Annotated in this window: 23 protein-coding genes; 14 read left to right on the top strand and 9 right to left on the bottom strand. The window is 69.0% G+C overall.

Features of this window, described 5'->3' with window-relative positions; translation table 11 throughout:
- Positions 1-102: 102 nt before the first annotated feature.
- Positions 103-1854 carry a DEAD/DEAH box helicase gene (locus ABEA43_RS35935; protein ID WP_345568960.1) on the top strand — a complete coding sequence of 584 codons (1752 nt, stop codon included), beginning with the start codon at positions 103-105 and terminating at the stop codon, positions 1852-1854.
- Between the two features lie 74 nt (positions 1855-1928).
- Here ABEA43_RS35935 and ABEA43_RS35930 read toward each other — a convergent pair whose 3' ends face one another.
- The 3 genes from ABEA43_RS35930 to ABEA43_RS35920 are packed head-to-tail and all read right to left on the bottom strand — an operon-like array spanning position 1929 to position 4761.
- A complete protein-coding gene (locus tag ABEA43_RS35930) occupies positions 1929-2468 on the bottom strand; it encodes a GNAT family N-acetyltransferase (protein WP_345568958.1) in 540 nt (179 codons plus the stop codon).
- Positions 2469-2501: 33 nt separating this feature from the next.
- The gene (locus ABEA43_RS35925; protein WP_345568956.1) at positions 2502-3668 is read right to left on the bottom strand and encodes a hypothetical protein; all 1167 of its coding nucleotides are present in this window, start codon (positions 3666-3668) and stop codon (positions 2502-2504) included.
- Positions 3658-4761 carry a helix-turn-helix transcriptional regulator gene (locus ABEA43_RS35920; protein WP_345568955.1) on the bottom strand — a complete coding sequence of 368 codons (1104 nt, stop codon included), beginning with the start codon at positions 4759-4761 and terminating at the stop codon, positions 3658-3660. The genes ABEA43_RS35925 and ABEA43_RS35920 overlap by 11 nt, the downstream gene beginning before the upstream one ends.
- A gap of 317 nt (positions 4762-5078) precedes the next feature.
- Here ABEA43_RS35920 and ABEA43_RS35915 point away from each other — a divergent pair, with 317 nt between their 5' ends.
- Positions 5079-5294: a hypothetical protein gene (locus ABEA43_RS35915; RefSeq protein WP_345568954.1), complete on the top strand. Its 216-nt coding sequence runs from the start codon at positions 5079-5081 to the stop codon at positions 5292-5294.
- Positions 5295-5517: 223 nt separating this feature from the next.
- Positions 5518-5895 (top strand): STAS domain-containing protein, encoded by a 378-nt coding sequence (locus ABEA43_RS35910; protein ID WP_345568952.1) that lies wholly within the window; start codon positions 5518-5520, stop codon positions 5893-5895.
- 3 nt (positions 5896-5898) lie between these two features.
- Here ABEA43_RS35910 and ABEA43_RS35905 read toward each other — a convergent pair whose 3' ends face one another.
- The 3 genes from ABEA43_RS35905 to ABEA43_RS35895 form a co-directional block, all read right to left on the bottom strand.
- A complete protein-coding gene (locus ABEA43_RS35905; RefSeq protein ID WP_345568951.1) occupies positions 5899-6432 on the bottom strand; it encodes a hypothetical protein in 534 nt (177 codons plus the stop codon).
- A gap of 164 nt (positions 6433-6596) precedes the next feature.
- Complete coding sequence (locus ABEA43_RS35900; protein WP_345568950.1) at positions 6597-7166, bottom strand: nicotinamidase; 570 nt, start codon at positions 7164-7166, stop codon at positions 6597-6599.
- A gap of 15 nt (positions 7167-7181) precedes the next feature.
- Positions 7182-8465, bottom strand: coding sequence for a nicotinate phosphoribosyltransferase (locus ABEA43_RS35895; RefSeq protein ID WP_345568946.1), 1284 nt, complete (start codon positions 8463-8465; stop codon positions 7182-7184).
- A gap of 46 nt (positions 8466-8511) precedes the next feature.
- Here ABEA43_RS35895 and clpS point away from each other — a divergent pair, with 46 nt between their 5' ends.
- From clpS to ABEA43_RS35870, 5 genes are all read left to right on the top strand, one after another.
- The gene (clpS, locus tag ABEA43_RS35890) at positions 8512-8805 is read left to right on the top strand and encodes an ATP-dependent Clp protease adapter ClpS (RefSeq protein ID WP_345568944.1); all 294 of its coding nucleotides are present in this window, start codon (positions 8512-8514) and stop codon (positions 8803-8805) included.
- A gap of 10 nt (positions 8806-8815) precedes the next feature.
- A complete protein-coding gene (locus ABEA43_RS35885) occupies positions 8816-9340 on the top strand; it encodes a DUF2017 domain-containing protein (RefSeq protein ID WP_345568942.1) in 525 nt (174 codons plus the stop codon).
- A 9-nt stretch (positions 9341-9349) separates the two neighbouring features.
- Positions 9350-9751 carry a M67 family metallopeptidase gene (locus ABEA43_RS35880; RefSeq protein WP_345568940.1) on the top strand — a complete coding sequence of 134 codons (402 nt, stop codon included), beginning with the start codon at positions 9350-9352 and terminating at the stop codon, positions 9749-9751.
- Between the two features lie 140 nt (positions 9752-9891).
- Complete coding sequence (locus ABEA43_RS35875) at positions 9892-10164, top strand: MoaD/ThiS family protein (protein WP_345568939.1); 273 nt, start codon at positions 9892-9894, stop codon at positions 10162-10164.
- 1 nt (position 10165) lies between these two features.
- Positions 10166-11113: a PLP-dependent cysteine synthase family protein gene (locus tag ABEA43_RS35870; RefSeq protein ID WP_345568937.1), complete on the top strand. Its 948-nt coding sequence runs from the start codon at positions 10166-10168 to the stop codon at positions 11111-11113.
- Between the two features lie 50 nt (positions 11114-11163).
- Here ABEA43_RS35870 and ABEA43_RS35865 read toward each other — a convergent pair whose 3' ends face one another.
- Positions 11164-13068 (bottom strand): hypothetical protein, encoded by a 1905-nt coding sequence (locus ABEA43_RS35865; protein ID WP_345569232.1) that lies wholly within the window; start codon positions 13066-13068, stop codon positions 11164-11166.
- Positions 13069-13152: 84 nt separating this feature from the next.
- Entirely contained in the window at positions 13153-13479 is a 327-nt protein-coding gene (locus tag ABEA43_RS35860) for a hypothetical protein (RefSeq protein WP_345568935.1), read from the bottom strand.
- 111 nt (positions 13480-13590) lie between these two features.
- On the opposite strand from ABEA43_RS35860, the gene ABEA43_RS35855 reads away from it, so the two are divergent.
- The 3 genes from ABEA43_RS35855 (at position 13591) to ABEA43_RS35845 (ending at position 16069) form a co-directional block, all read left to right on the top strand.
- Complete coding sequence (locus ABEA43_RS35855; protein ID WP_345568934.1) at positions 13591-14382, top strand: thioesterase family protein; 792 nt, start codon at positions 13591-13593, stop codon at positions 14380-14382.
- Between the two features lie 113 nt (positions 14383-14495).
- Positions 14496-15320, top strand: coding sequence for a glutamate racemase (murI, locus tag ABEA43_RS35850; protein ID WP_345568932.1), 825 nt, complete (start codon positions 14496-14498; stop codon positions 15318-15320).
- Positions 15317-16069, top strand: a complete 753-nt coding sequence (locus ABEA43_RS35845) for an MBL fold metallo-hydrolase (protein ID WP_345568931.1) — start codon at positions 15317-15319, stop codon at positions 16067-16069. Before murI ends, ABEA43_RS35845 begins: the two co-directional genes overlap by 4 nt.
- Here ABEA43_RS35845 and ABEA43_RS35840 read toward each other — a convergent pair.
- Positions 16054-17292 (bottom strand): MFS transporter, encoded by a 1239-nt coding sequence (locus tag ABEA43_RS35840; protein WP_345568929.1) that lies wholly within the window; start codon positions 17290-17292, stop codon positions 16054-16056. The genes ABEA43_RS35845 and ABEA43_RS35840 overlap by 16 nt on opposite strands.
- A gap of 68 nt (positions 17293-17360) precedes the next feature.
- On the opposite strand from ABEA43_RS35840, the gene rph reads away from it, so the two are divergent.
- From rph to ABEA43_RS35825, 3 genes are read left to right on the top strand one after another with little or no spacing between them, the layout of a single operon-like run.
- Positions 17361-18080, top strand: coding sequence for a ribonuclease PH (gene rph, locus ABEA43_RS35835; RefSeq protein WP_345568928.1), 720 nt, complete (start codon positions 17361-17363; stop codon positions 18078-18080).
- Positions 18077-18667, top strand: coding sequence for an RdgB/HAM1 family non-canonical purine NTP pyrophosphatase (rdgB, locus tag ABEA43_RS35830; RefSeq protein WP_345568926.1), 591 nt, complete (start codon positions 18077-18079; stop codon positions 18665-18667). The genes rph and rdgB overlap by 4 nt, the downstream gene beginning before the upstream one ends.
- 46 nt (positions 18668-18713) lie before the next feature.
- The gene (locus ABEA43_RS35825) at positions 18714-20453 is read left to right on the top strand and encodes a molybdopterin-dependent oxidoreductase (RefSeq protein WP_345568923.1); all 1740 of its coding nucleotides are present in this window, start codon (positions 18714-18716) and stop codon (positions 20451-20453) included.
- Positions 20454-20746: the final 293 nt, after the last annotated feature.

The following is a 20746-nucleotide window of genomic DNA, read 5'->3' as shown; positions in this document are numbered from 1 at the left end:
CCTTGGCCAGAATCCACGGCTCACGGCACGTCTTGTCGGTGGGCCCGATTACTCTTGGGTCACTGTGAGAGAGCGAAGCACACGAATCCCAGAGGTGATGCGGTGAGCACCTTCGCCGCGTCCCACCTTTCGCCTTCCTATCCTGACCGGGCCGCGTGGGGCACCGCCCAGAAGTTGCGCGCCTGGCAGCAGCAGGCGCTCGACCTCTACTTCAGTCGCGAGCCGCGTGACTTCCTCACCGTGGCGACGCCGGGCGCGGGCAAGACGACCTACGCCCTGCGCATCGCCAGCGAGCTGCTCGCCAACGGGGTGATCAAAGCGGTCACGGTCGTGACGCCCACCGAGCACCTCAAGCGCCAGTGGGCCGACGCCGCCGGGAAGGTCGGCATCGGCATCGACCCGGAGTTCAAGAACAGCCAGGGCACGACGTCGCGCGACTACACCGGGGTCGCGGTGACGTACGCGCAGGTCGCCATGCATCCCGCCCTGCACAGGGCGCGCACGGAGGCGCGCAGGACGCTGGTGATCTTCGACGAGATCCACCACGCGGGCGACGCCAAGTCGTGGGGCGACGGCGTGAGCGAGGCGTTCGAGCCCGCCACACGCAGGCTCCAGCTCACCGGCACGCCGTTCAGGTCTGATGACAACCCGATCCCGTTCGTCGGCTACGAGGAGGACGCTGAGGGCTTCAAGCGCAGCATCGCCGACTTCTCCTACGGCTACGGCCCGGCCCTCGACGACGGCGTCGTCCGGCCGGTCATCTTCCTGGCCTACTCCGGCGAGATGAAGTGGCGCACCCGCGCGGGCGACGAGATCGCCGCCACGCTGGGCACCCCGCTCACCAAGGACCAGCTCTCGCAGGCGTGGCGGGCCGCGCTCGACCCCAAGGGCGACTGGATCCGCCAGGTCATGCAGGCCGCCGACCGCCGGCTGACGGAGGTGCGCAGAGGCGTTCCCGACGCGGGCGGCCTGGTCATCGCCACCGACCACGAGACCGCCCGCGCCTATGCCCGCCACCTGCGCAACATCACCGGCGAGGGCGCGACGGTGGTGCTGTCCGACGATCCGGGCGCGTCGAAGAAGATCAAGCAGTTCACGGCGTCCGAGGATCGCTGGCTGGTCGCCGTACGCATGGTGTCGGAGGGCGTCGACATCCCGCGCCTGTGCGTGGGCGTCTACGCCACCTCGATCTCGACCCCGCTGTTCTTCGCCCAGGCGGTGGGCCGCTTCGTGCGGGCCCGCAAGCGCGGCGAGATGGCCTCGGTCTTCCTCCCCTCGGTGCCCACCCTCATGGGGCTGGCCAACGAGATGGAGGTGGAGCGCGACCACGTGCTCAACAGGAAGCCTCCGGAGGACGGGCTCGACGACAGCCTGCTGGAGCAGGCCAACCGGGAGAAGGACAATCCCGACGTTCTCGGCGACGAGCTGCCGTTCGAGACGATGGAGACGTCGGCGACGTTCGACCGGGTGCTGTTCGACGGGGGCGAGTTCGGCACGGGCGCCGAGATCGGCTCCGCCGAGGAGGAGGACTTCCTCGGCCTGCCCGGTCTGCTGGAGCCCGACCAGGTGGCCACGCTGCTCCGCAAGCGGCAGTCCGACCAGCAGGCGGCCAAGCGCAAGGTGGTGGCGGACGAGCCGCAGGAGCGGCTGGCGCCGCACGAGCAGATCGCGGAGCTCAGGCGCGAGCTCAACGGTCTGGTCGGCGCCTGGAACCACCGTACGGGGCAGCCGCACGGCGTGATCCACGCGGACCTGCGCCGCGCCTGCGGCGGGCCGCCGATCGCGCAGGCCACGGCCGAGCAGATCCAGGAACGCATCGGCACCATCCGCCGCTGGGCCACCCAACGCCGCTGACCTTTGAATGTCCGCGAGCCCGGCGATACGGGCTCGCGGGCGTTTCAGGATCCCTCAGCAGTCCGCGTCAACGCTCAACCGGCGTGGCGGTCGTCGCTTTTCTCGGAATGGTCCTCGCCGAGCTGCCTGACCATGATGCGGCATAACTCCGGCCGCAACTCGTGCCCTCCGTCCGGGTGATACACGACCTCGGTGGTGGCCACTTCCCCATACGGCCATTCGACGTATCCCAGCCGGCGATACAACCGCTGAGCAGCGTCATTGTCCAGCCCCACCCCGAGGGCGACCTGTTCGTGGCCGATGGCGTAGAGCCGCTCCTCGGCCGACCACAAGAGCTCGCTCCCGATTCCCCGGTTACGCCGCCGCGGCAGAACTTCCAGATGCGTGAGCAGCGCGACGCCGGGTAAATGAACGCGCAACTCAGGCTCTTCCGCGGGCGCCAGCCAGACATAGACGTCCCCCACCGCCAGGCCCCTGTCCCAGGCGACGAGAAGCAGCCCGTGCCCGGCCTCCTGCCTGGTCAGGCGGTCGGAGAAATAGGCCCACTGGCCGAGTGACCGAACCATGGCAGGAAGCTCGGAATGGACGGCCTGGCGTATTTCGAGTGCCCCCACGGACACCAGATTCCCGGTTGACGCGCGCGCGAATCAACGGGCCATATTGACCGACGACCACCACCGCAATTGCTTCGCACCGTCCTTGACCAGCCATTTCATCGCGTCAGCGGCACCCGAATCGAGCTGTGGAATCTTGGCGAGATGAGCCGCCCATTGGTGACGGTCCACCATCCACGCCTTGAGATAGCAGACACAGAACTCCGGATCGAGCCGGTTGAGCCGGCCGAACGCGGCCAGCAGCGAGCTCTCCATGGCCTGACGGCTTGGCCCGGACGGGAGCCGTCTGACGCGGCGCAGCACGTCCTCGATGAACGTACGGCGCCTGGCCAGGAACCGCTGCCAGTGCGCCGGGTCGGTCGCGGCCCGCCAGCCCCCGCTGGAGTCGTCGTCCAGCAGCCAGTAGACGCCTTCGGCCAGCACGTCGCCGAGCTCCTGGTCCCGAGCGCGGATGGGCCGGTCGAAGGGATCGTACGGGCGTTGCGCCACCTTCCCCGTCACCGCGAGCCTGCGCAACGAGGTCTCGCCCAGCAGGTAGAACCAGTCCTCGTTGTAGACGTTGGGAAAGAACGAAGGGCTCCTGGTCGTCTCCACGGCCAGGGCGCCACCGCCGACGAACGAGTCCTGCCGCCCGCCGGTCAGCCGGTGCGCGTGGCACACCACCGAGTTGTCCGGATAGCCGCCGATGTTCATGCCGACCACGTCGTACGTGTCCAGCAGCGCCGCCGCCCGCGCGACCTCTTCGTGCCCGCCGACCTCGATGTCGTCGTCCAGGAACATGATGCGCTGCCAGCCCATCAGCCGGGCCAGGAGCAGGCCGATGTTGCGCTTGGAGCTGAGGTCGGTCATGCGGACGAACGGAGTGGCCTTCACCAGCGCCGTCGTCTCGAAATCGGGCAGGTTGAGCCAGGCGGGATTGCCGAGGTCGATCGCGATGAAGCGGACGTTGTGCGGCATCAGGATGGCCGCGTTCTCGGCGCTGCTCCAGTTGCGGCTGTGCAGGGACACGAGCGGGCACCCGAGCGCCGCGGCCAGCCGGGTGGCGTGCCGTAGCCAGCGGTGATGCCTGATCGTGGGCACGATGATCGCGTCCACGACGCCGGTCCGCGCGGGCGCGAAGTCCGAAGGGAAGACATCCACCAGATGCCGGTGGGAGCCGTGGTGGTGCTCGGTGCTCACGCGTTCTGTCTCAGTCTCCACGGGCCGGCCCGGACCATTCGTGGAGCCGCGTGAAGTCGAGCGTCCAGTCGGGCGTGACGACGACCGTGCCGGCGATCCTGACCCGGGTGAGGATGCCGTACGACTTCGCGTCGCCGAACCGCGCGCGCAGGTACGCGGCATTCCGCTGGCGGAAACGTTCGTCGGTCAGAGCGCGGACCGCTCCGTAGACACCCCTGCCGTACATCCCGTTGCACATGGTCAACGTGCGTTCGACGTTGTCGGGATTGACGCCGTGGTAGAAGAACGCGACGTCCTCCAGCAGCCGCTGCTTGTCGCCCGTCCCCTTGACGACGGGGTGATGCCTGCCCGTGTCGCCGCCCCCAAGGACCTCGAAGTACGTGCCGTCCTTCTTGTCCCAGTCGGCCACCTGCCGCACCGGGAGGTCGATCCGCGCCAGCATGGACTCGGTGACCTCGTTGTAGTCCACCCCGCCCAGCAGCACCAGATGGGTGGTGAGGTCGTCGGAGCGCAGGTCCTCCGCGGATCGTACGGTGACCAGGCTGCCGGGGTTCGCGGCCCGGAGGTGGCCGTGCAGCTCGAACAGGGAGTCGAGGTCGGAGTATCGGTAGAGCTCGATGTAGTCGGGCGTCAGCGGCGACGCGTACGGGATCTTGGCCCGGTCTTCCGCGGGGACCTGCGAGCAGATGATCGTGATCGGCTCGCCGTCGCCGAACCGCAGCGGGCCCTCGTACGAAGAGACCTGCGCCGGTACGGGGCCGCCGGAGCTCTGGAGCCGCAGCGCCTCGTTGCGCAGCCGGGTCAGCTCGGCGAGCAGCGTGCCGTGCGCGTCGGCCTCCTCAGGCGTCATCTCGGAGAGCGGGAGCACCCGGGCCTGCCCATTGGCGACCGATCGCCGGGTCGCGAAGAACGCCGCGTACGTCTCCAGCCGGTGTGAGGGCGGGATGCTGCTCGTCCGCGTCGACTCCCAGGATGAGATCAGCGGCACGCTCACTTCCAGCGCGGAGCTGAGCTGCGCCTGGGTGATCGGCAGATCAGGCCACTGGTGGCCACGGAGCTCACGCAACCGGCCCGCCAGCGTGATCCGTCTCGGCGCGTCATCGTCGACGCTCATGCCAGCCTCACTCGTATGAACTTCAGGGAAGTCTAGTTAACATCCGCCCGGCGGCGGAGTCCATCGAGAATCTGCAGCTAGGACCTAACGAAACAGCAACGTGCGGCGATGAAGCCACAAGAAACTCCAGTCTAGCCAGACGGCTGTGGCCAGAGGGCGCGAATAGCGAGTTTAGTTAAGGGTAAGAAGTACATAAGGAATCTAACTGAACTTCAGTTAATTTAATCGGAGGTGACCACATGGCCACAGCCACGTAGCCCCGTCCGAGCAGAGCGGCATCCCGCGCGGAAGTCTCCGTTCAAGCAGGGAGGGCATCCATGGCTCCATTCATCCCCCACCTCTCCGTCGTGCTTCCCGACACCAAGCACGTGACGCTCCTCATCCTGGCAACCATGATCACCCTGTCGCTCGCGGCCATTCGCGGGCTCCTCAGGCGCACCCACGTCGTCATGGTGGTCACCGGCACGAGCGCGCTGCTCGTGATCCTCACCGTGCTGGTAGTCGCCTATCTGATCACCTTCGGAACAGTCTGAGGCCGCCGTCGCGCGCGGCGCGCCACCCCCCAGCGCTGCGCGCGTAGAGTCCCGCCCCAGGTCAGGCGCGGGCCGGACGGAACGGTGACCCGGATGAGAGTAAGAGTCACGTTGCGTGACTCTGCGCATTTGGTCACAGAGCAGTGGCCTCCGGTTAGAAGCCCGGCAGGAGCGGCAACAATTTCTCTTGGCTGTCTTGGGATATGCAGAAGGACTAAAAGCCATGTCGTCTGAGGCCACCGGCAAGCCGACGCTGAGCGTCACTTCCGGCCTCTCTCGAAACGCCATCATCATCACGCTCGTCGGCGAGCTGGACGTCTACGCGGTCCCGGTGCTGAAAGAGCATCTGCACCGCATATGGGACCTTCCCCCCAAGCCCTTTCTGATCGTGGACCTCGGCGAGGTCTCGTTCTGCGACTCGATGGGGATGAACGAGCTCATCAGCATCATGCAGCGATGCGAGACCAGAGGCACCAGGCTGCTGCTCGGCGGCGTGCATGGCGTCATGGCGCGGGTGCTGTCGATCACCGGGCTGCGGCACGCGTTCGAGGTGTTCGCGCGGCTCGACGACGCGCTGCGGATGGCCGTCGCGAACACCTGAACGCTAGCGGCTCACGGAGGCCGGGATCCGGCGGCCCGTGCGGCCGTCTATCGGGATGTATCCGGGCTTGCCGTCAAGGGGGACGGCCAGCGAGGCCACGCCGTCCTCGACGCGTACGGGCAGGGCGTAGACGTCCTTGTGCCGCAGCGTGAGCGGCGTCTTGCGCTCGTCGAGCCCCGGGCTCTCGCGCAGCCAGACCAGCAGCTTCCTGCCCCTGGTGCGGACGACGACCTCGGCGGTGCCGCACTCGCGCGGCCCGGCCGCCCACGTCAGCACGAGCTCCCTGCCCGCCGTGGCGGACTGGGGGATCGGGAGCCCCGCCTCGCAGGAGAGCGGATCGGCCGGCAGCGCGTGCGCCACCACCGGCTGCAACGGGATCGCCGGGCGAACGGTGGAGTCCATCGCGATCGTGCCGCACTCCAGCAGCGCCAGTGTCACGAGCGCGCCCGCCCGCTCGCGGTTGCTGCCCTTGACCAGCAGCCACAGGCTGAGCGGGGCGAGGAGAAGCCAGGCCACACCAAGAGAGAGCGCCAGCATGGAGAACTCCCGCGAGTCAGAGAACAGTTGACTCTCCGTATTACTCCGATGTCGGAGAGGGTTCGTTCTCTTGGATATCACATCATCGCAGAGTTGCGAACCATGTACTCTTCGCGATCAGCGGAATCCGTGATCGGGGAGGGAGGAGGCGGCCGCCCGGCGTGTCAGCCGAGGACGGGCGCTCCGCGCAGGACGGCCCCCGCGTCCTGCAGCTCGGCCAGGGCGGCCTCCGTCGTGGTCGGCGAGACGCCCGCCGTCAGATCCAGCAGCACGCGCACCGCCAGCCCGTTCTTGACCGCGTCGAGCGCCGTGGCCCGCACGCAGTGGTCGGTGGCGATGCCCACCACGTCCACCTCGTGCACCTTGCGTTCGCTGAGCCAGTCGGCCAGTGAGACCCCGTCTCCCGACGTGCCCTCGAACCCGCTGTAGGCCGCCGCGTACGAGCCCTTGCTGAAGACCTCCTCCACCCCGGCCACGTCGAACGACGGATGGAAGTCCGCCCCCGGCGTGCCGGCCACGCAGTGCGCGGGCCATGTGGAGGCGTAGTCGGGCCTGGCGGAGAAGTGGTCGCCCGGCTGGACGTGGTAGTCGCGGGTCGCCACCACGTGGTCGTAGCCGTGCTCGGCCACGTGGCGGGTGATCGCCGCCGCCACCTCGGAGCCGCCGGCCACGGCCAGACTGCCGCCCTCGCAGAAGTCGTTCTGCACATCGACGATGATCAACGCGGTGCCCATAGACAGCACGATACGTCAGGCGAATTCCGTGGGGATCGCCGCATACCCCCTGCCCAGGTGCAGGGCGTCCTGGGGGAGCGTGGCGACGGCCTGCGCGTGCCGGGCGCGGGCGGCGCTCACCGGCTCCCTGCCGACGACCACCCCGTCGCGTACGAGCTCGTGCAGCAGGGGAATGCCGCCCTCGGGGGCGACGCCGCCGGTGGTGATCAGCTCGGTGTCGGCGTGGCCGGCCTCGTCCATCAGCCGGTACGCGTCCTTGCGGCCCCCGCGCGACGGCTTGCCCACCGAGCGCTTGGCCACCGGCTCCAGCTTGCCCGTGGCCGTCTCCCGCGCCACCAGCTTGTAGACCAGCGCGGCCGTGGGGACGCCCGAGCCGGTCACGAGGGAGGTGCCCACGCCGTAGCCGTCGACGGGGGCGGCGGCGAGCGCGGCGATGGCGTACTCGTCCAGGTCCGAGGTGACCAGGATGCGGGTGTTGAAGGCGCCGAGCGAGTCGAGCTGCTCGCGGACCTCCTGGGCCGCCGCGGCCAGGTCGCCCGAGTCGATGCGGACCGCGCCCAGCTTGGGGCCGGCCAGCTCGACGGCCGTGCGCACCGCCTCCGCCACGTCGTAGGTGTCCACCAGCAGCGTCGTCTCAGGGCCGAGGGTGGCGATCTGGGCCTCGAACGCCGCCCGCTCCGAGTCGTGCAGCAGCGTGAAGGCGTGCGCCGCCGTACCGGCCGTGGGGACGCCGTACAGGCGGCCGGCCATCAGGTTGGAGGTGGAGGCGAAGCCGGCGATGTACGCGGCCCGGGCGGCGGCCACGGCGGCCCTCTCATGCGTACGGCGCGAGCCCATCTCGATGAGCGGCCGGGCACCCGCGGCGTTGGCCATGCGGGAGGCGGCCGAGGCGATCGCGCAGTCGTGGTTCAGTATCGACAGCGCGATGGTCTCCAGCAGCACGGCCTCCGCGAACGTGCCCTCCACGACCATGATCGGGGAGGCGGGGAAGTACAGGTCGCCCTCTCGATAGCCGCAGATGTTCCCGGAAAACCGGTAATCGGCGAGAAACGCCAGAGTGGCGTCGTCCACGACCTGGTTCTCGCGCAAGTAGGTGAGTTCCTCCTCACCGAAGCGAAAGCCGTCCAGCTCGTCCAGGACACGTCCCGTGCCGGCGACAACCCCGTAACGCCGCCCACCTGGCAGGTGCCTGGCGAACACCTCGAAAACCGCGCGCCGGTGCGCCGCCCCGCTCCGGAGGGCGGCCTGCAGCATTGTCAGCTCATAGTGATCTGTGAGCAACGCAGTGCTCATGGTCATTGTCACGACTCGAAGACTACGGCTCAGATAGGGCAGACTCGGGGATGTGGGTAGCACCGCTCCAATCTCCGTTGAGCGTCCGTCATCGGACGTCCGGCCCGATCTGCCGTGGGTGACCATCGTCTGGAACGACCCGGTCAACCTCATGTCCTACGTGACCTATGTCTTCCAATCGGTCTTCGGTTACACGAAGGAGAAGGCCGAGAAGCTCATGATGGACGTGCATCACAAGGGCAAGGCGGTCGTGTCCAGCGGCACACGTGAAGAGATGGAACGCGATGTGCAGATTCTCCACTCCTACGGCCTCTGGGCGACGGTCCAGCCGGATTCGGTCAAGTGAGGCGGCACCGGTGAGCTCGGGGTTCTCGAAGGGCAAGAAGGGCGGCGTCCTCGCCGAGTTCGAGGCCGCGGAGGTGTCGCTGCTGCGCTCGCTGGTCTCGATGATGCTCGGCCTGGTCTCGCCGGGCGAGACGAGCGACGACCCGCTGGAGCGCGCCCTGGGCATCGGGGACGCCGCGGTGCCGTCGGACCCGGTGCTGGCGCGGCTGTTCCCCTCGGCGTACGAGGACGAGGGGGAGGCGGCCGAGTTCCGCCGCTACACCGAGGCCACCCTGCGCGACGGCAAGCGGGCCGACGCGCAGACCGTCTTCGACACCGCCACGTCGGGTCGCGCCGAGCTCACGCCCGAGCAGGCCCAGGCGTGGCTGCGCGCGCTCAACGACATCCGCCTCACGCTCGGCATCAAGCTCGACGTGACCGAGGAGGTCCACGATGAGATCGCCCTGATGTCCGAGGACGACCCCAGATACCCGGCCTTCGTCACCTACGACTGGCTGACCTACCTCCAGGACAGCCTGGTACGGGCCCTCTGGTAATTTCCGGGCATGCTGTCGATCTCGCAGGAACTGGTGGACAAGATCGTCGCTCATGCCCGGGCCGATCACCCCGACGAGGCGTGCGGCGTCGTCGCGGGCCAGGGCGGTGTGCCGGAGCGGTTCGTCCCGATGGAGAACGCCGAGCGTTCGCCCACCTTCTACCGCTTCGACTCGATGGAGCAGCTGCGGGTCTGGCGCGAGATGGACGACCGCGACGAGGAGCCCGTCGTGATCTACCACTCCCACACGGCCACCGAGGCCTACCCCTCGCGCACCGACGTGTCCTACGCCTCCGAGCCCGAGGCCCACTACGTCCTGGTCTCCACGAAGGAGGAGGACGAGGTGGAGTTCCGGTCGTACCGGATCCTCGATGGGGTGGTCACGGAGGAAGAGGTAAGGTTTCTCCCATGATGGTCCGGGCCGTGCAGAGCTTCCTCTTCGCGCACACTCCCGCCGTCGTTGTCTACGACTGTCGCTGAGGCGGAATCCGCATCCAGCCGTCGGCGTTGCTGCCGATGGGACGACGACCTGACCTGAGGAGACTGACCGCGATGGCCATCGAGGTTCGCATTCCGACCATCCTGCGCACTTACACCGACGGCGCCAAGGCCGTCGACGCCGAGGGCGCCACCCTCGACGAGCTGATCAGCAATCTCGAGTCGCAGCACCCCGGCATCAAGGACCGCCTGGTGGACCAGGGCGCTCTGCGCCGCTTCGTCAACGTCTACCTGAACGACGAGGACGTGCGCTTCCTGGGCGGCCTGGGCACGCCCGTGTCCGACGGCGACACGGTGACCGTGCTGCCGGCCGTGGCCGGCGGGTGACATGCGGTTCGACTCGCTGATCGACTCGGTCGGCCGCACGCCGCTCGTCGGGCTGCCGAGACTGTCGCCCGCCGCCGACGTGCGGATCTGGGCGAAGCTCGAAGACCGCAACCCCACCGGCTCGATCAAGGACAGGCCCGCCCTCTGGATGATCCAGGAGGCGGAGAAGGACGGGCTGCTCACGCCCGGCTGCACGATCCTGGAGCCGACCAGCGGCAACACCGGCATCTCGCTCGCGATGTCGGCCAAGCTCAAGGGCTACAAGCTCATCTGCGTGATGCCGGAGAACACCTCGGAGGAGCGGCGGCAGCTCCTGCGCATGTGGGGCGCGCAGATCATCTCCTCACCGGCGGCCGGCGGCTCCAACGAGGCCGTGCGCGTCGCCAAGGAGCTGGCCGCCGAGAACCCGTCCTGGGTGATGCTCTACCAGTACGGAAACCCGGCCAACTGGCGCTCCCACTACGAGAGCACCGGTCCGGAGATCCTGGAGGACATGCCCGGGATCACCCACTTCGTGGCCGGGCTCGGCACCACGGGGACGCTGATGGGCGTCGGGCGGTTCCTGCGCGAGCGGGTGCCCGGCGTGCAGATCGTCGCCGCCGAGCCGCGTTACGGCGAGCTGGTCTACGGGCTGCGCAACGTGGACGAGGGGTTCATCCCCGAGCTCTACGACGAGTCCGTGCTGACCACCCGCTTCTCGGTCGGCTCCGCCGACGCGCTGCGGCGCACCCGTGAGCTGCTGACCTCGGAGGGCATCTTCGCCGGGGTCTCGACCGGCGCGGCGCTGCACGCGGCCCTCGGCGTGGCCGCGAAGGCGGTCAAGGCGGGGGAGAGCGCCGACGTCGTGTTCGTGGTGGCCGACGGCGGCTGGAAATACCTGTCCACGGGCGCGTACGAAGGCACCCTGGAAGAGGCGGAAGAGCGGCTCGAAGGCCAGCTCTGGGCCTGAGGACGACAGGCGAACGGGCGGCCGGTGTCGACACCGGCCGCCCGTTCCTGCTAGTTGACGAGGAGCCGCAGTGAGAACGTCGCCTCGGTGTCGCTCAGCTTGCCGCTCATGCCGATGGCCTTGAGCACCTGGGCGTTGGCCTTGTCATCGCCCTGCATCGACTTGAGGTAGAGGTTCTCGACCTTGTCCAGGTCGACGTAGAGCGCGTAGCTGGCGTCGCCCGCGTCGGCGATCGCCGCCTTGAACGTCTCCGAGTCGCCCAGCGTGCCCTCCTCCGCCAGCTTCTTGGCGTACTCGTCGGTCGTCGCCACGGTGAACACGCCGTCGCCGGCCACCTTGGCGATCTGCGGAGCGGGCTGGCCGCTGGAGGTCAGCGCCTGCTGCACCTTGTCGACGATCGCCTGCGCCTTGGCCGGATCGGTGACGACGCGGACGCCGCCCTTGATCTGGTCGCCGTCCAGGCCCTCGCTGTCCACCGCGAGCGTGAAGTTCTGGCCGACGACCGTGGCCAGGTCGCCGGGCAGCTCCAGCCCGAACTGCGTCTTGGCGGACTCGAAGAGCTGCTTGACCTCGGCCGCCCCCGCCGCCGTGGCCTGCTTCTCGATGTCGGCCCACTGCTTTGTGACGATCTGGTCGAGGCCGGAGATCGACAGGGCGCCGGCCGTGGTGGCGGGCAGGGTGCCGATGTTCGCGACGGGCAGATCGCCCTCGGGGGTCATCCCCTTGGCGCCCCGTACGACGCCGGCCAGCTCGACGTAGGCGCTGTCGAAGCGCAGCGCGCCGGCGAACCTGGCGTCCTTGACCTTGTCGAGGTAGGCGGCCTGGTCGGCCGTCACTTCCTTCTTCGCCAGCTCCATCAGGCCGCCGAGGTCGGCCCAGAACGACAGCACGCCCTGCTCGCCGACCGCGCCCATGTCATCGCTGAACTCGGCGTTGTCGGCCAGGCTGCCGTCGGACTTCGCGTACTTGTCGGCGAGCTGCTGCGTCTCGGTGATCAGCGCGTAGTCCTCGCGGAAGGCGATGCCGTACTTGTCGCCGTCCATGAGCTTGGCGATGCCGCTCTTGGCCTGCGCCTCGTCCTTGATCTGCACGGCCACCGCGTAGTCGGGCACCTCCTTGCCGGAGGGGACGGCGGCGACGCCGATCCGGTTGCCCAGCCACGGGTCGACGTCCTTGGCGAAGTCGACCTTGCCCTCGGAGTCGGCGTCGAGCGAGTCGAACAGCGCCTTGCGGGGGTCCTCGCCGGAGAAGCTCTCCTTGGTGACCGTGAACTTCCTGGCGAGCTGGAACAGCGCCAGCTTCTGGTTCGCGGCCGGGTCCAGGTCGATCCTGGCGTAGGCGATCGAGTTGACGGGCAGGACGTCGTTCGGCTGCGTGCCGCCCCCGCCGATGGCGCCGACGGCCCACACCGCGCCGCCGCCGAGCACGACCACCGCGAGTGCCGCCGCGGCGGCGATCATCCAGGTCTTGCGGCCCTTCTTGGCCGGCTCGCCGGGGCCGAAGCCGTCGGGGCCCTGCTGCTGCCAGCCGCCCTGTCCGTACTGGTCCTGCGACCAGCCCTGCTGCTCCTGCTGCCAACCCTGCTGGGGCTGCTGTTGCTGCTGCCAGCCGCCTTGGGCGTACTGGTCCTGCTGCGGCTGCTGGCCCTGCTGCCAATTCTGCTGGCCCTGCTGGGCGCCGTACGAGGGCTGCTGGCCGTACGCCTGCTGGGGGTTGTACGGCTGCTGCTGCTGGCCATAGGACGGCTGCTGACCATAGCCCCCATGCCCTTGCGCGGACTGCTGGCCGTACTGGTCCTGCTGGCCGTGCTGGTCCTGCTGCTGGTAGGGCTGCTGCGGAGGGTACGGCTGGGACAGCGGCATCGTCTGGGGGTGCTCCGGCTGCTGTCCCTGATTCCAGTTGTACGCCGTGGTCCGATCAGGATCCTGGCCATAGGGGGGATTATTCGCAGACATCACTCAACTCACAATGTGGACATTTGACCACAGAGAAGGTAACCGATGTTGCTAGACGGGCGCTTGCAATGTACTGAAGTCCGATTAGACCCGGCTGAGCTCATTTCTGAGCACGTCGATATGCACCTCGCCGCCGCCGTAGTCCGCCACGCTCTCCCACGGCACGAACGTGCAGCCCGCGTAGACCAGCCGCGCCAGCGTCCGCGAGAACCACGCGGAGCGTCCCTGGCGGTCGCGCGTGAGGCCGAGGAAGACCGGCGCGCGCCGGCCCGAGACGACGAGGCCGTAGACCGTGTGACTCTGCTGGAGCTCGCCTTTGTGCCGGACCACCCGGATGTCCACCACGAAACCGACCCACACCCCATTGGAGTCCCATACGGACTGACCGATGAGTTCGGTGACACTTGCCATGATCGAACTTTCTCAGTCGAATCATGTTTTCGCAGGTAGGCGCGCTGATAACGGGATGCCGTAGAGTATGTGGCTACTAGAATATAGTTCCAGATTTGAGGGCAGGCGCGGATGACCAAGTTCGACGAGGCCACGCAGGCGATCCGGGTGGATGAGAACACCTACGACGTGTGCCTCGACCCCGGCTACTCGATCGGCGGCCCGCTCAACGGCGGCTACCTGATGGCCGTGATCCTGCGTGCGGCCGTGGACGCCGCGCCGTTCGAGCACCCGGTGAGCACGAGCGCGCAGTTCCTGAAGGCGCCGGTCGCCGGACCCGCGCAAGTCAGGGTCGAGCCGCTCAAGGCGGGCCGGACGGCCGCGTTCGCCAGGGCCACGCTGGTGCAGGACGGCACGGCGAAGATCGAGAGCCTGATCACCACCGCCACGCTCAACGAGGCCGAGCCGGTCTACGCCGCGGCGCCGCCGGCCACGCTGCCGCCGATCGAGGAGTGCCTGAAGCTGCCGAGCCCCAAGCCGGAGTCGGGCATGACGCTGAACGCCCAGATGGAGCTGGTCTTCGACCCGCCCACGATCGGCTGGCTGAAGGGCGAGCCGACCGGCAGGCCGGAGTCGCGGGCGTACTTCAGGATGACCGAGCCTCAGGACCCGGACCCGTACGTGCTGGCGCTGGCCGTGGACGCGCTGCCGCCCGTGGTGTTCTCGGCCGGCGGACGGGGCTGGGCGCCCACCGTGGACCTCACCTGGCACCTGCGCGCCCTGCCCGCGCCCGGCTGGCTCACCCTGCTCGGCAGCGGCCGGCTGGTCTCCGACGGATGGTTCGACGAGGAGGTCGAGGTACGTGATTCGGCCGGCCGACTCGTCGCCCAGGCACGCCAGCTCGCCCGCGTCGGACGGGGCTGAAAGCCGCTCACTTGGCAGAATGTGACCAAGACAACATCGCATCCTGCCCAGGAGACGCACCTGTGAGCATTCTTACGCAGTGTTGATCGTGCAGGTCGCCTACCCTCTAAGTCGTGCCGGACGCAAGTATTGGGATCTTCGACAGCGGGGTCGGCGGCTTGACGGTCGCAAGAGCGATCATCGACCAGCTGCCCCACGAATCGATCACTTACGTGGCCGACACGGCCCGTCAGCCGTACGGGCCGAAACGCCTCGCGGAGGTGCGCGCCTACGCCCTGGAGGTGATGGACCACCTCGTCGAGCATGACGTCAAGATGCTCGTGATCGCGTGCAACAGCGCCAGCGCCGCCGTGCTGCGCGACGCGCGCGAGCGCTACGACGTACCTGTCGTCGAGGTGATCCAGCCCGCCACCAGGCGCGCGGTGCGAGCCACCCGCACCGGGAGGGTCGGTGTGATCGCCACCAGGGCCACCATCGACTCCATGGCCTATCACGACGCCTTCACCGCGGCTCCCGACGTACAGCTCACCGGCGTGGCCGCCCCACGCCTGGTGGAGTACGTCGAACGAGGAGAGACGACGAGCGATGAGCTCATCGAGGTCGTCCGCGACTACCTGGAGCCCATCAGGGCCGCCGGGTGCGACACCCTCATCCTCGGCTGCACCCACTACCCGCTCCTGACCGGCGCGATCTCCTACGTCGCCGGCGACGGAGTCACGCTGGTCTCCAGCGCCGACGAGACGGCCAAGGACGTCTACCGGATCCTGCACGACCGCGGCCTGGCGGCGGGAGGCGAGGCCACCCCCCGGCACCGTTTCCGCGCCACCGGCGATTCCCTGCTCTTCGCCCGGCTCGGGCGACGTTTCCTGGGCCCGGAGATCGATGTGGTCGAAGTCGCACCAGTGGGGGGTACTACCTTTAACGGGAGGCCCACATGAAGGTGACCATCGTCGGATGCTCGGGCAGCTATCCCGGGCCCGACAGCCCCGCATCCTGCTACCTCATCGAGTCCGACGGGTTCAGGATGCTGCTCGACCTCGGCAGCGGCTCACTCGGCGCGCTCCAGCGCCATATCGGGCTGTACGACGTGGACGCGATCTGCCTGACGCATCTGCACGCCGACCACTGTCTCGACCTGTGCAGCTATCACGTGGCCCGCACGTACGGGCCGGCCGCGCCGTACCCGATGGTGCCGGTCTACGCGCCCGCTGACGCGCCGCGCCGGCTGTGGGCCGCGTACGGCATGCCGGAAGAGCCCGGACTCGAGACCGCCTTCGACTTCGTGGGCCTGGCGCCCGGCACGTTCGAGGTCGGCCCCTTCACCGTCACGGCACGGCAGGTGAACCACCCCGTCGAGGCCTACGGCTTCCGCGTCGCCAACGGCGAGAAGAGCGTGGCCTACTCAGGCGACACCGGCGAGTCGAACGAGCTGGTCAAGCTGGCCACCGGCGCCGACCTGCTGCTGTGCGAGGCGTCCTTCCTGGACGGCCCCGACCTGCCGCCCGGCCTGCACCTGACCGGCCGCCAGGCCGCCGAGCACGCCGCCCAGGCCGACGTCGGCCGGCTCGTGCTCACCCACCTCGTCCCGTGGAACGACCAGGCCACCGTGCTCGACCAGGCCACGCGAGGTGGCTACGACGGCCCGGTCGAGCTGGCCCGCAGCGGCGCCGTCTACGACCTCGCCTGAGCCTCCGTGAAGTCACGCATGCGTGGCAACGGCGAGAACAGCAGCGGGACGAACGCCAGCAACCTGCCCACCATGAACACCCACAGGGCCTCCCGCACGCCGATCTGCTGCGCGACGAGACCGCCGAGCAGCGCGCCCAGCGCCATGGGCCCCCAGACGACGACCCGGACCGAGGCGTTGACCCGGCCGAGCAGGTGGTCGGGAGTCACCGTCTGCCGGTAGGTGATCTGGCCCACGTTCGACAGGGCGGCGCTCCACGAGAGCACCATCGAGGTGATCGCGAAACACGCCACGCGCCAGTCGGCCTGCGTCATGGGCAGCAGCAGGCCGAAGGGCGAGGCCAGGGTGATCGCCAGCCAGGTCATCCTGGCGCTGCCGTACCTCCTGGACAGCCAGCCGCCGGTGAGCCCGCCGATCAGGCCGCCGACCCCGCCCGACATCAGCAGCAGGCCGATGACGCCCGGCCCCAGCTCGACCTCCTGGACCAGGAACAGCACCGACAGCCCCAGCACCGCGCTGATGCACAGGTTCACCGTCGCCGTCGTCGCCACGAACATGCGCAGCAGCCGGTCGCGCCACATGTACGCGAGCCCTTCTGCGATGCCCCGCATCAGCGGCGTGCGCTCGGTGACCGCGGGCGGTTTGTCCGGGGCCTTGATCGTGCTCAGGAAGAGCACCGAGACCAGCCCGGCCACCGCGGTGGCGACCAGCGTGCGCGGCGCCCCGAGCAGCTGCACCAGCAGACCCCCCAGACCAGGCCCCGCCAGGAACGCTCCCGACCGCACCACCTCCAGCTTGGAATTGCCGTCGCTGAGCTGCTCGGTGCTGACCAGCTCAGGCAGGTACGTCGGATCCGCCACGTCGTTGAAGACCTGCGCCACCCCCGCGAGCAGCGCGACCACGAACATCATCCCGATCGACAGCAGCCCTGCTTCGCCCGCCAGCGGAATGCTCCCGATCATCAGGAACCTCGCCAGATCCGAGGCCATCATCACGCGCCGCTTGCGCATCCTGTCGACCCATACCCCCGCAGGCAGGCCGATCAGCAGGAACGCGGTCGTCTGCAGTGCCGACAGCAGCCCGACCTCCGCGGGGCCGGCATGCAAAACCAGCACGGCCACCAGCGGGAGCGCCACGCGTGAGATATTCGCCCCGAGTTCGTTCGCTACGTGCGAACTGAGGAACCGGAGGAAGTCAGGGTTTCGCAACACCCCCGTTGTCATTGCGTAAGGATCCATGTGGCGGACACATTTGGTCAAGAGTGTCGTGCCCCGGAGATAGGGTGAACTGCATGTCCCGACAGGATGGCCGCAACCCTGACCAGCTCCGTCCCATTACCATCACCAGGCAATGGCTCACCTATGCCGAAGGCTCGGTGCTGGTCGAATTCGGCGGCACCCGGGTTCTGTGCGCGGCCTCGGTCCAGGACAGCGTGCCCCGTTGGCGAAGAGGCAGCGGCCAGGGCTGGGTTACGGCCGAATACGCGATGTTGCCCAGGGCGACCAATACCCGTAACGATCGCGAATCGGTCCGCGGGAAAATCGGCGGCAGGACCCACGAGATTTCGCGCTTGATCGGGCGCTCACTGCGCGCTTGCGTCGATTACAAAGCTTTGGGCGAAAACTCCATTCTGCTCGACTGCGATGTCCTGCAGGCCGACGGCGGCACCAGGACCGCCGCCATCACCGGCGCCTATGTCGCGCTGGCCGACGCGATCTCCTGGATGCGCGAGCGGCGGATGTGCCCCGGCGACCCGCTGATCGGCTCGGTCGCGGCCGTCTCCGTCGGAGTGGTCGGCGCGGTGCCGATGCTCGACCTCTGCTACACCGAGGACGTCGCCGCCGAGACCGACATGAACGTCGTGATGACCGGTGAGGGCAGCTTCGTCGAGGTGCAGGGCACCGCCGAGGGCGCCCCCTTCGACCGCGCGGCGCTCGACCAGCTCCTCGACCTGGCCGTGGCCGGCTGCGAGGAGCTCACCCTGATCCAGCAGGAGGCCCTGGGCTCATGAAGATCGTGCTGGCGACCCGCAACCCGGGCAAGATCGCGGAGCTTCGGCGCATCCTGGCCGGGTTCGACATCGTCGGGCTCGAGGAGTTCCCCGCCATCGGCGAGATCGCCGAGACCGGGGTCACGTTCGAGGAAAACGCCCTGCTCAAGGCGCACGCCGTGGCGCAGGGCGCCGGGCTGCCCGCGGTCGCCGACGACTCGGGGCTGTGCGTCGACGTGCTCGGCGGCATGCCCGGCGTCTTCTCCGCCCGCTGGTCGGGGCGGCACGGCGCCGACCAGGCCAACCTCGACCTGCTGCTCGCGCAGGTCTCCGACGTGCCCGCCGGCCTGCTGACCGCGCACTTCACCTGTGTCGCGGCGCTGGCCCTGCCGTCGGGGGAGTCCAGGGTGGTCGAGGGCCTGCTGCCCGGCCGCCTGGTCACCACGCCGCGGGGGACCAACGGGTTCGGCTACGACCCGATCCTCGTGCCCGACGGCGAGGAGCGCACCACGGCTGAGATGGCGCCGGAGGAGAAGGACGCCATCAGTCACCGGGGCCGCGCCTTCCGCGCGCTGGCGCCGATCGTCCGAGAGCTGCTCAGCTCGTAACCATCGCGTAAGAACCCCTTGGCCCGGGGCGACGTACCTTCGCATTGTGCAGAGGAATGAGATGGTGCCCGCTTGGGCGGGAGCGCTGGCCGGACTGGTTGCCGGAGGCGTGGCTCTCGGGGTCGCGCAACTCGCAGCCGGGCTCGTCGGGCCTGAGACCTTTCCCGTCGTCGCCGTGGGCGATGTGACCGTCGATCTGACGCCGGCGCCGGTCAAGGATTTCGCGATCAGGACGTTCGGCGAGAACGACAAGGCGGTCCTGGTCGGGGGCGTGCTTGTGGTGCTCGCGCTGGTCGCCGCCCTGATCGGGGTGCTGGCGCGGCGCAGGTCCGTGTACGGCGTCGCGGGGCTGGCGGCGTTCGGTGTGGTCGGGGTGCTCGCGGTGCTGACCCGGCCGGACGCGGGGGTGCTGGACGTGCTGCCGACCGTGGTCGGCGTGGCCGTCGGCGCCTGGGCCCTGTCCTGGCTCCTCCGCCGCGCGACCGGTGGGGCGGCTCGTGCCGGCGACACCGGGCCCTCTGACGCGGACGCCGCCGATGCCGGGACCGTCACGGGGGACATCCCCGGGGACGTCACCGGCGACGCGGCTGAGCGGCCGGTGGGGGCCGGCCGGTCCGCTGAGACTGGCCGATCCGCTGAGGCTGAGCGATCCGCTGAGAGCGGCCGGTCCGCTGAGGTGGAGCGGCCTGCGGTGATGCGGGCCGGGGCGGATCTGCGGGCGTTCGATCGGCGGAAGCTGCTGACCGGGGTCGCCGGTGGCGTGGTGGTCGCGGGGGCGGCCACGGTGCTCGGACGGCAGCTCGGCGGGCGGCAGGCGGTGGACGCGGCGCGGGTCGGTGTGGCGCTGCCGAAGCCGGCGACCCTCGCCAAGCCCATCCCGGCGGGCGCGGACCTCCGCATCAACGGCCTTTCCCCCTTTATTACGAGAAATCAGGACTTCTATAGGGTCGACACCGCGCTCGTCGTCCCCCAGGTCGATCCGAACACGTGGAAGCTGCGCATCCACGGCCTGGTCGACCGGCCGGTCGAGCTGACGTACGCCGACCTGCTGAAGATGCCGCTCACCGAGGCGGACGTCACGCTGACCTGCGTCTCCAACGAGGTCGGCGGCGAGTACGCCGGCAACGCCCGCTGGCTCGGCGTCCGCATGTCCGAGGTGCTGCGCCAGGCCGGGCTCCGGTCCGACGCCGACATGCTCCTGTCCACCTCCGAGGACGGCTTCACCTGCGGCACCCCTGTGGACGTGGTGATGGACGGCCGCGAAGCGCTGTTCGCGATCGCGATGAACGGCGAGGTGCTGCCCGTGGACCACGGCTTCCCGGTGCGCCAGGTGGTGCCGGGGCTCTACGGGTACGTGTCGGCGACCAAGTGGGTCGTGGACGTCAAGGTGACCAGGTTCGACAGGGACGAGGCGTACTGGACGCCGCGTGGATGGTCGGCCAAGGGGCCGATCAAGACCCAGTCGCGGATCGATGTCCCCAAATCGGGTGACTCGCTCAAGGCCGGGCGCGTCACGATCGCCGGGGTGGCGTGGGCACAGCACACCGGGGTGGACGCGGTGGAGGTGCGGGTCGATCGCCAGGAATGGCGGCAGGCGAAGCTGGCCCAGGTGCCGGGGCCCGACACCTGGCGGCAGTGGTCGATCGACTGGGACGCCACGGCGGGGCAGCACACGATCCAGGTGCGCGCGACCGATGCCGCCGGGTATACCCAGGTCGAACAGGAAGCGCCGCCCGCGCCCGACGGCGCCACCGGCTGGCACACGATCACGGTGAAGGTCGCCTGAGCGTTCGTCATGGTTTGGACTGTATGCGCAGGTCCGGCGGGTGGTTCTGGCGGCGAATCTTCCTGACTTCGCCTCCCTGTCACGGTGGCCCCTCTACGATCGGTCGTCGAGTACGACAGGAGGCAGCCGTGTTCCGCGAGCGTAAGCCGAGCGTCCGGTGGGTCCTTCCAGACGGGCAGTACAACCCGGTGGTGGCGGAAGGGGTGCGATGGCTCGACTACGAGTCGGCCGCCGACCCTGACGCCGACCCCGGCACGCACCACCCCAACCCCACCACCGACCCGGCCACCCAC

This window comes from Nonomuraea rosea, assembly GCF_039539705.1.
Classification (GTDB): domain Bacteria; phylum Actinomycetota; class Actinomycetes; order Streptosporangiales; family Streptosporangiaceae; genus Nonomuraea; species Nonomuraea rosea.
The sequence above is the reverse complement of the archived record's forward strand: the minus strand, read 5'-3'. Positions and strand labels throughout refer to the sequence as shown.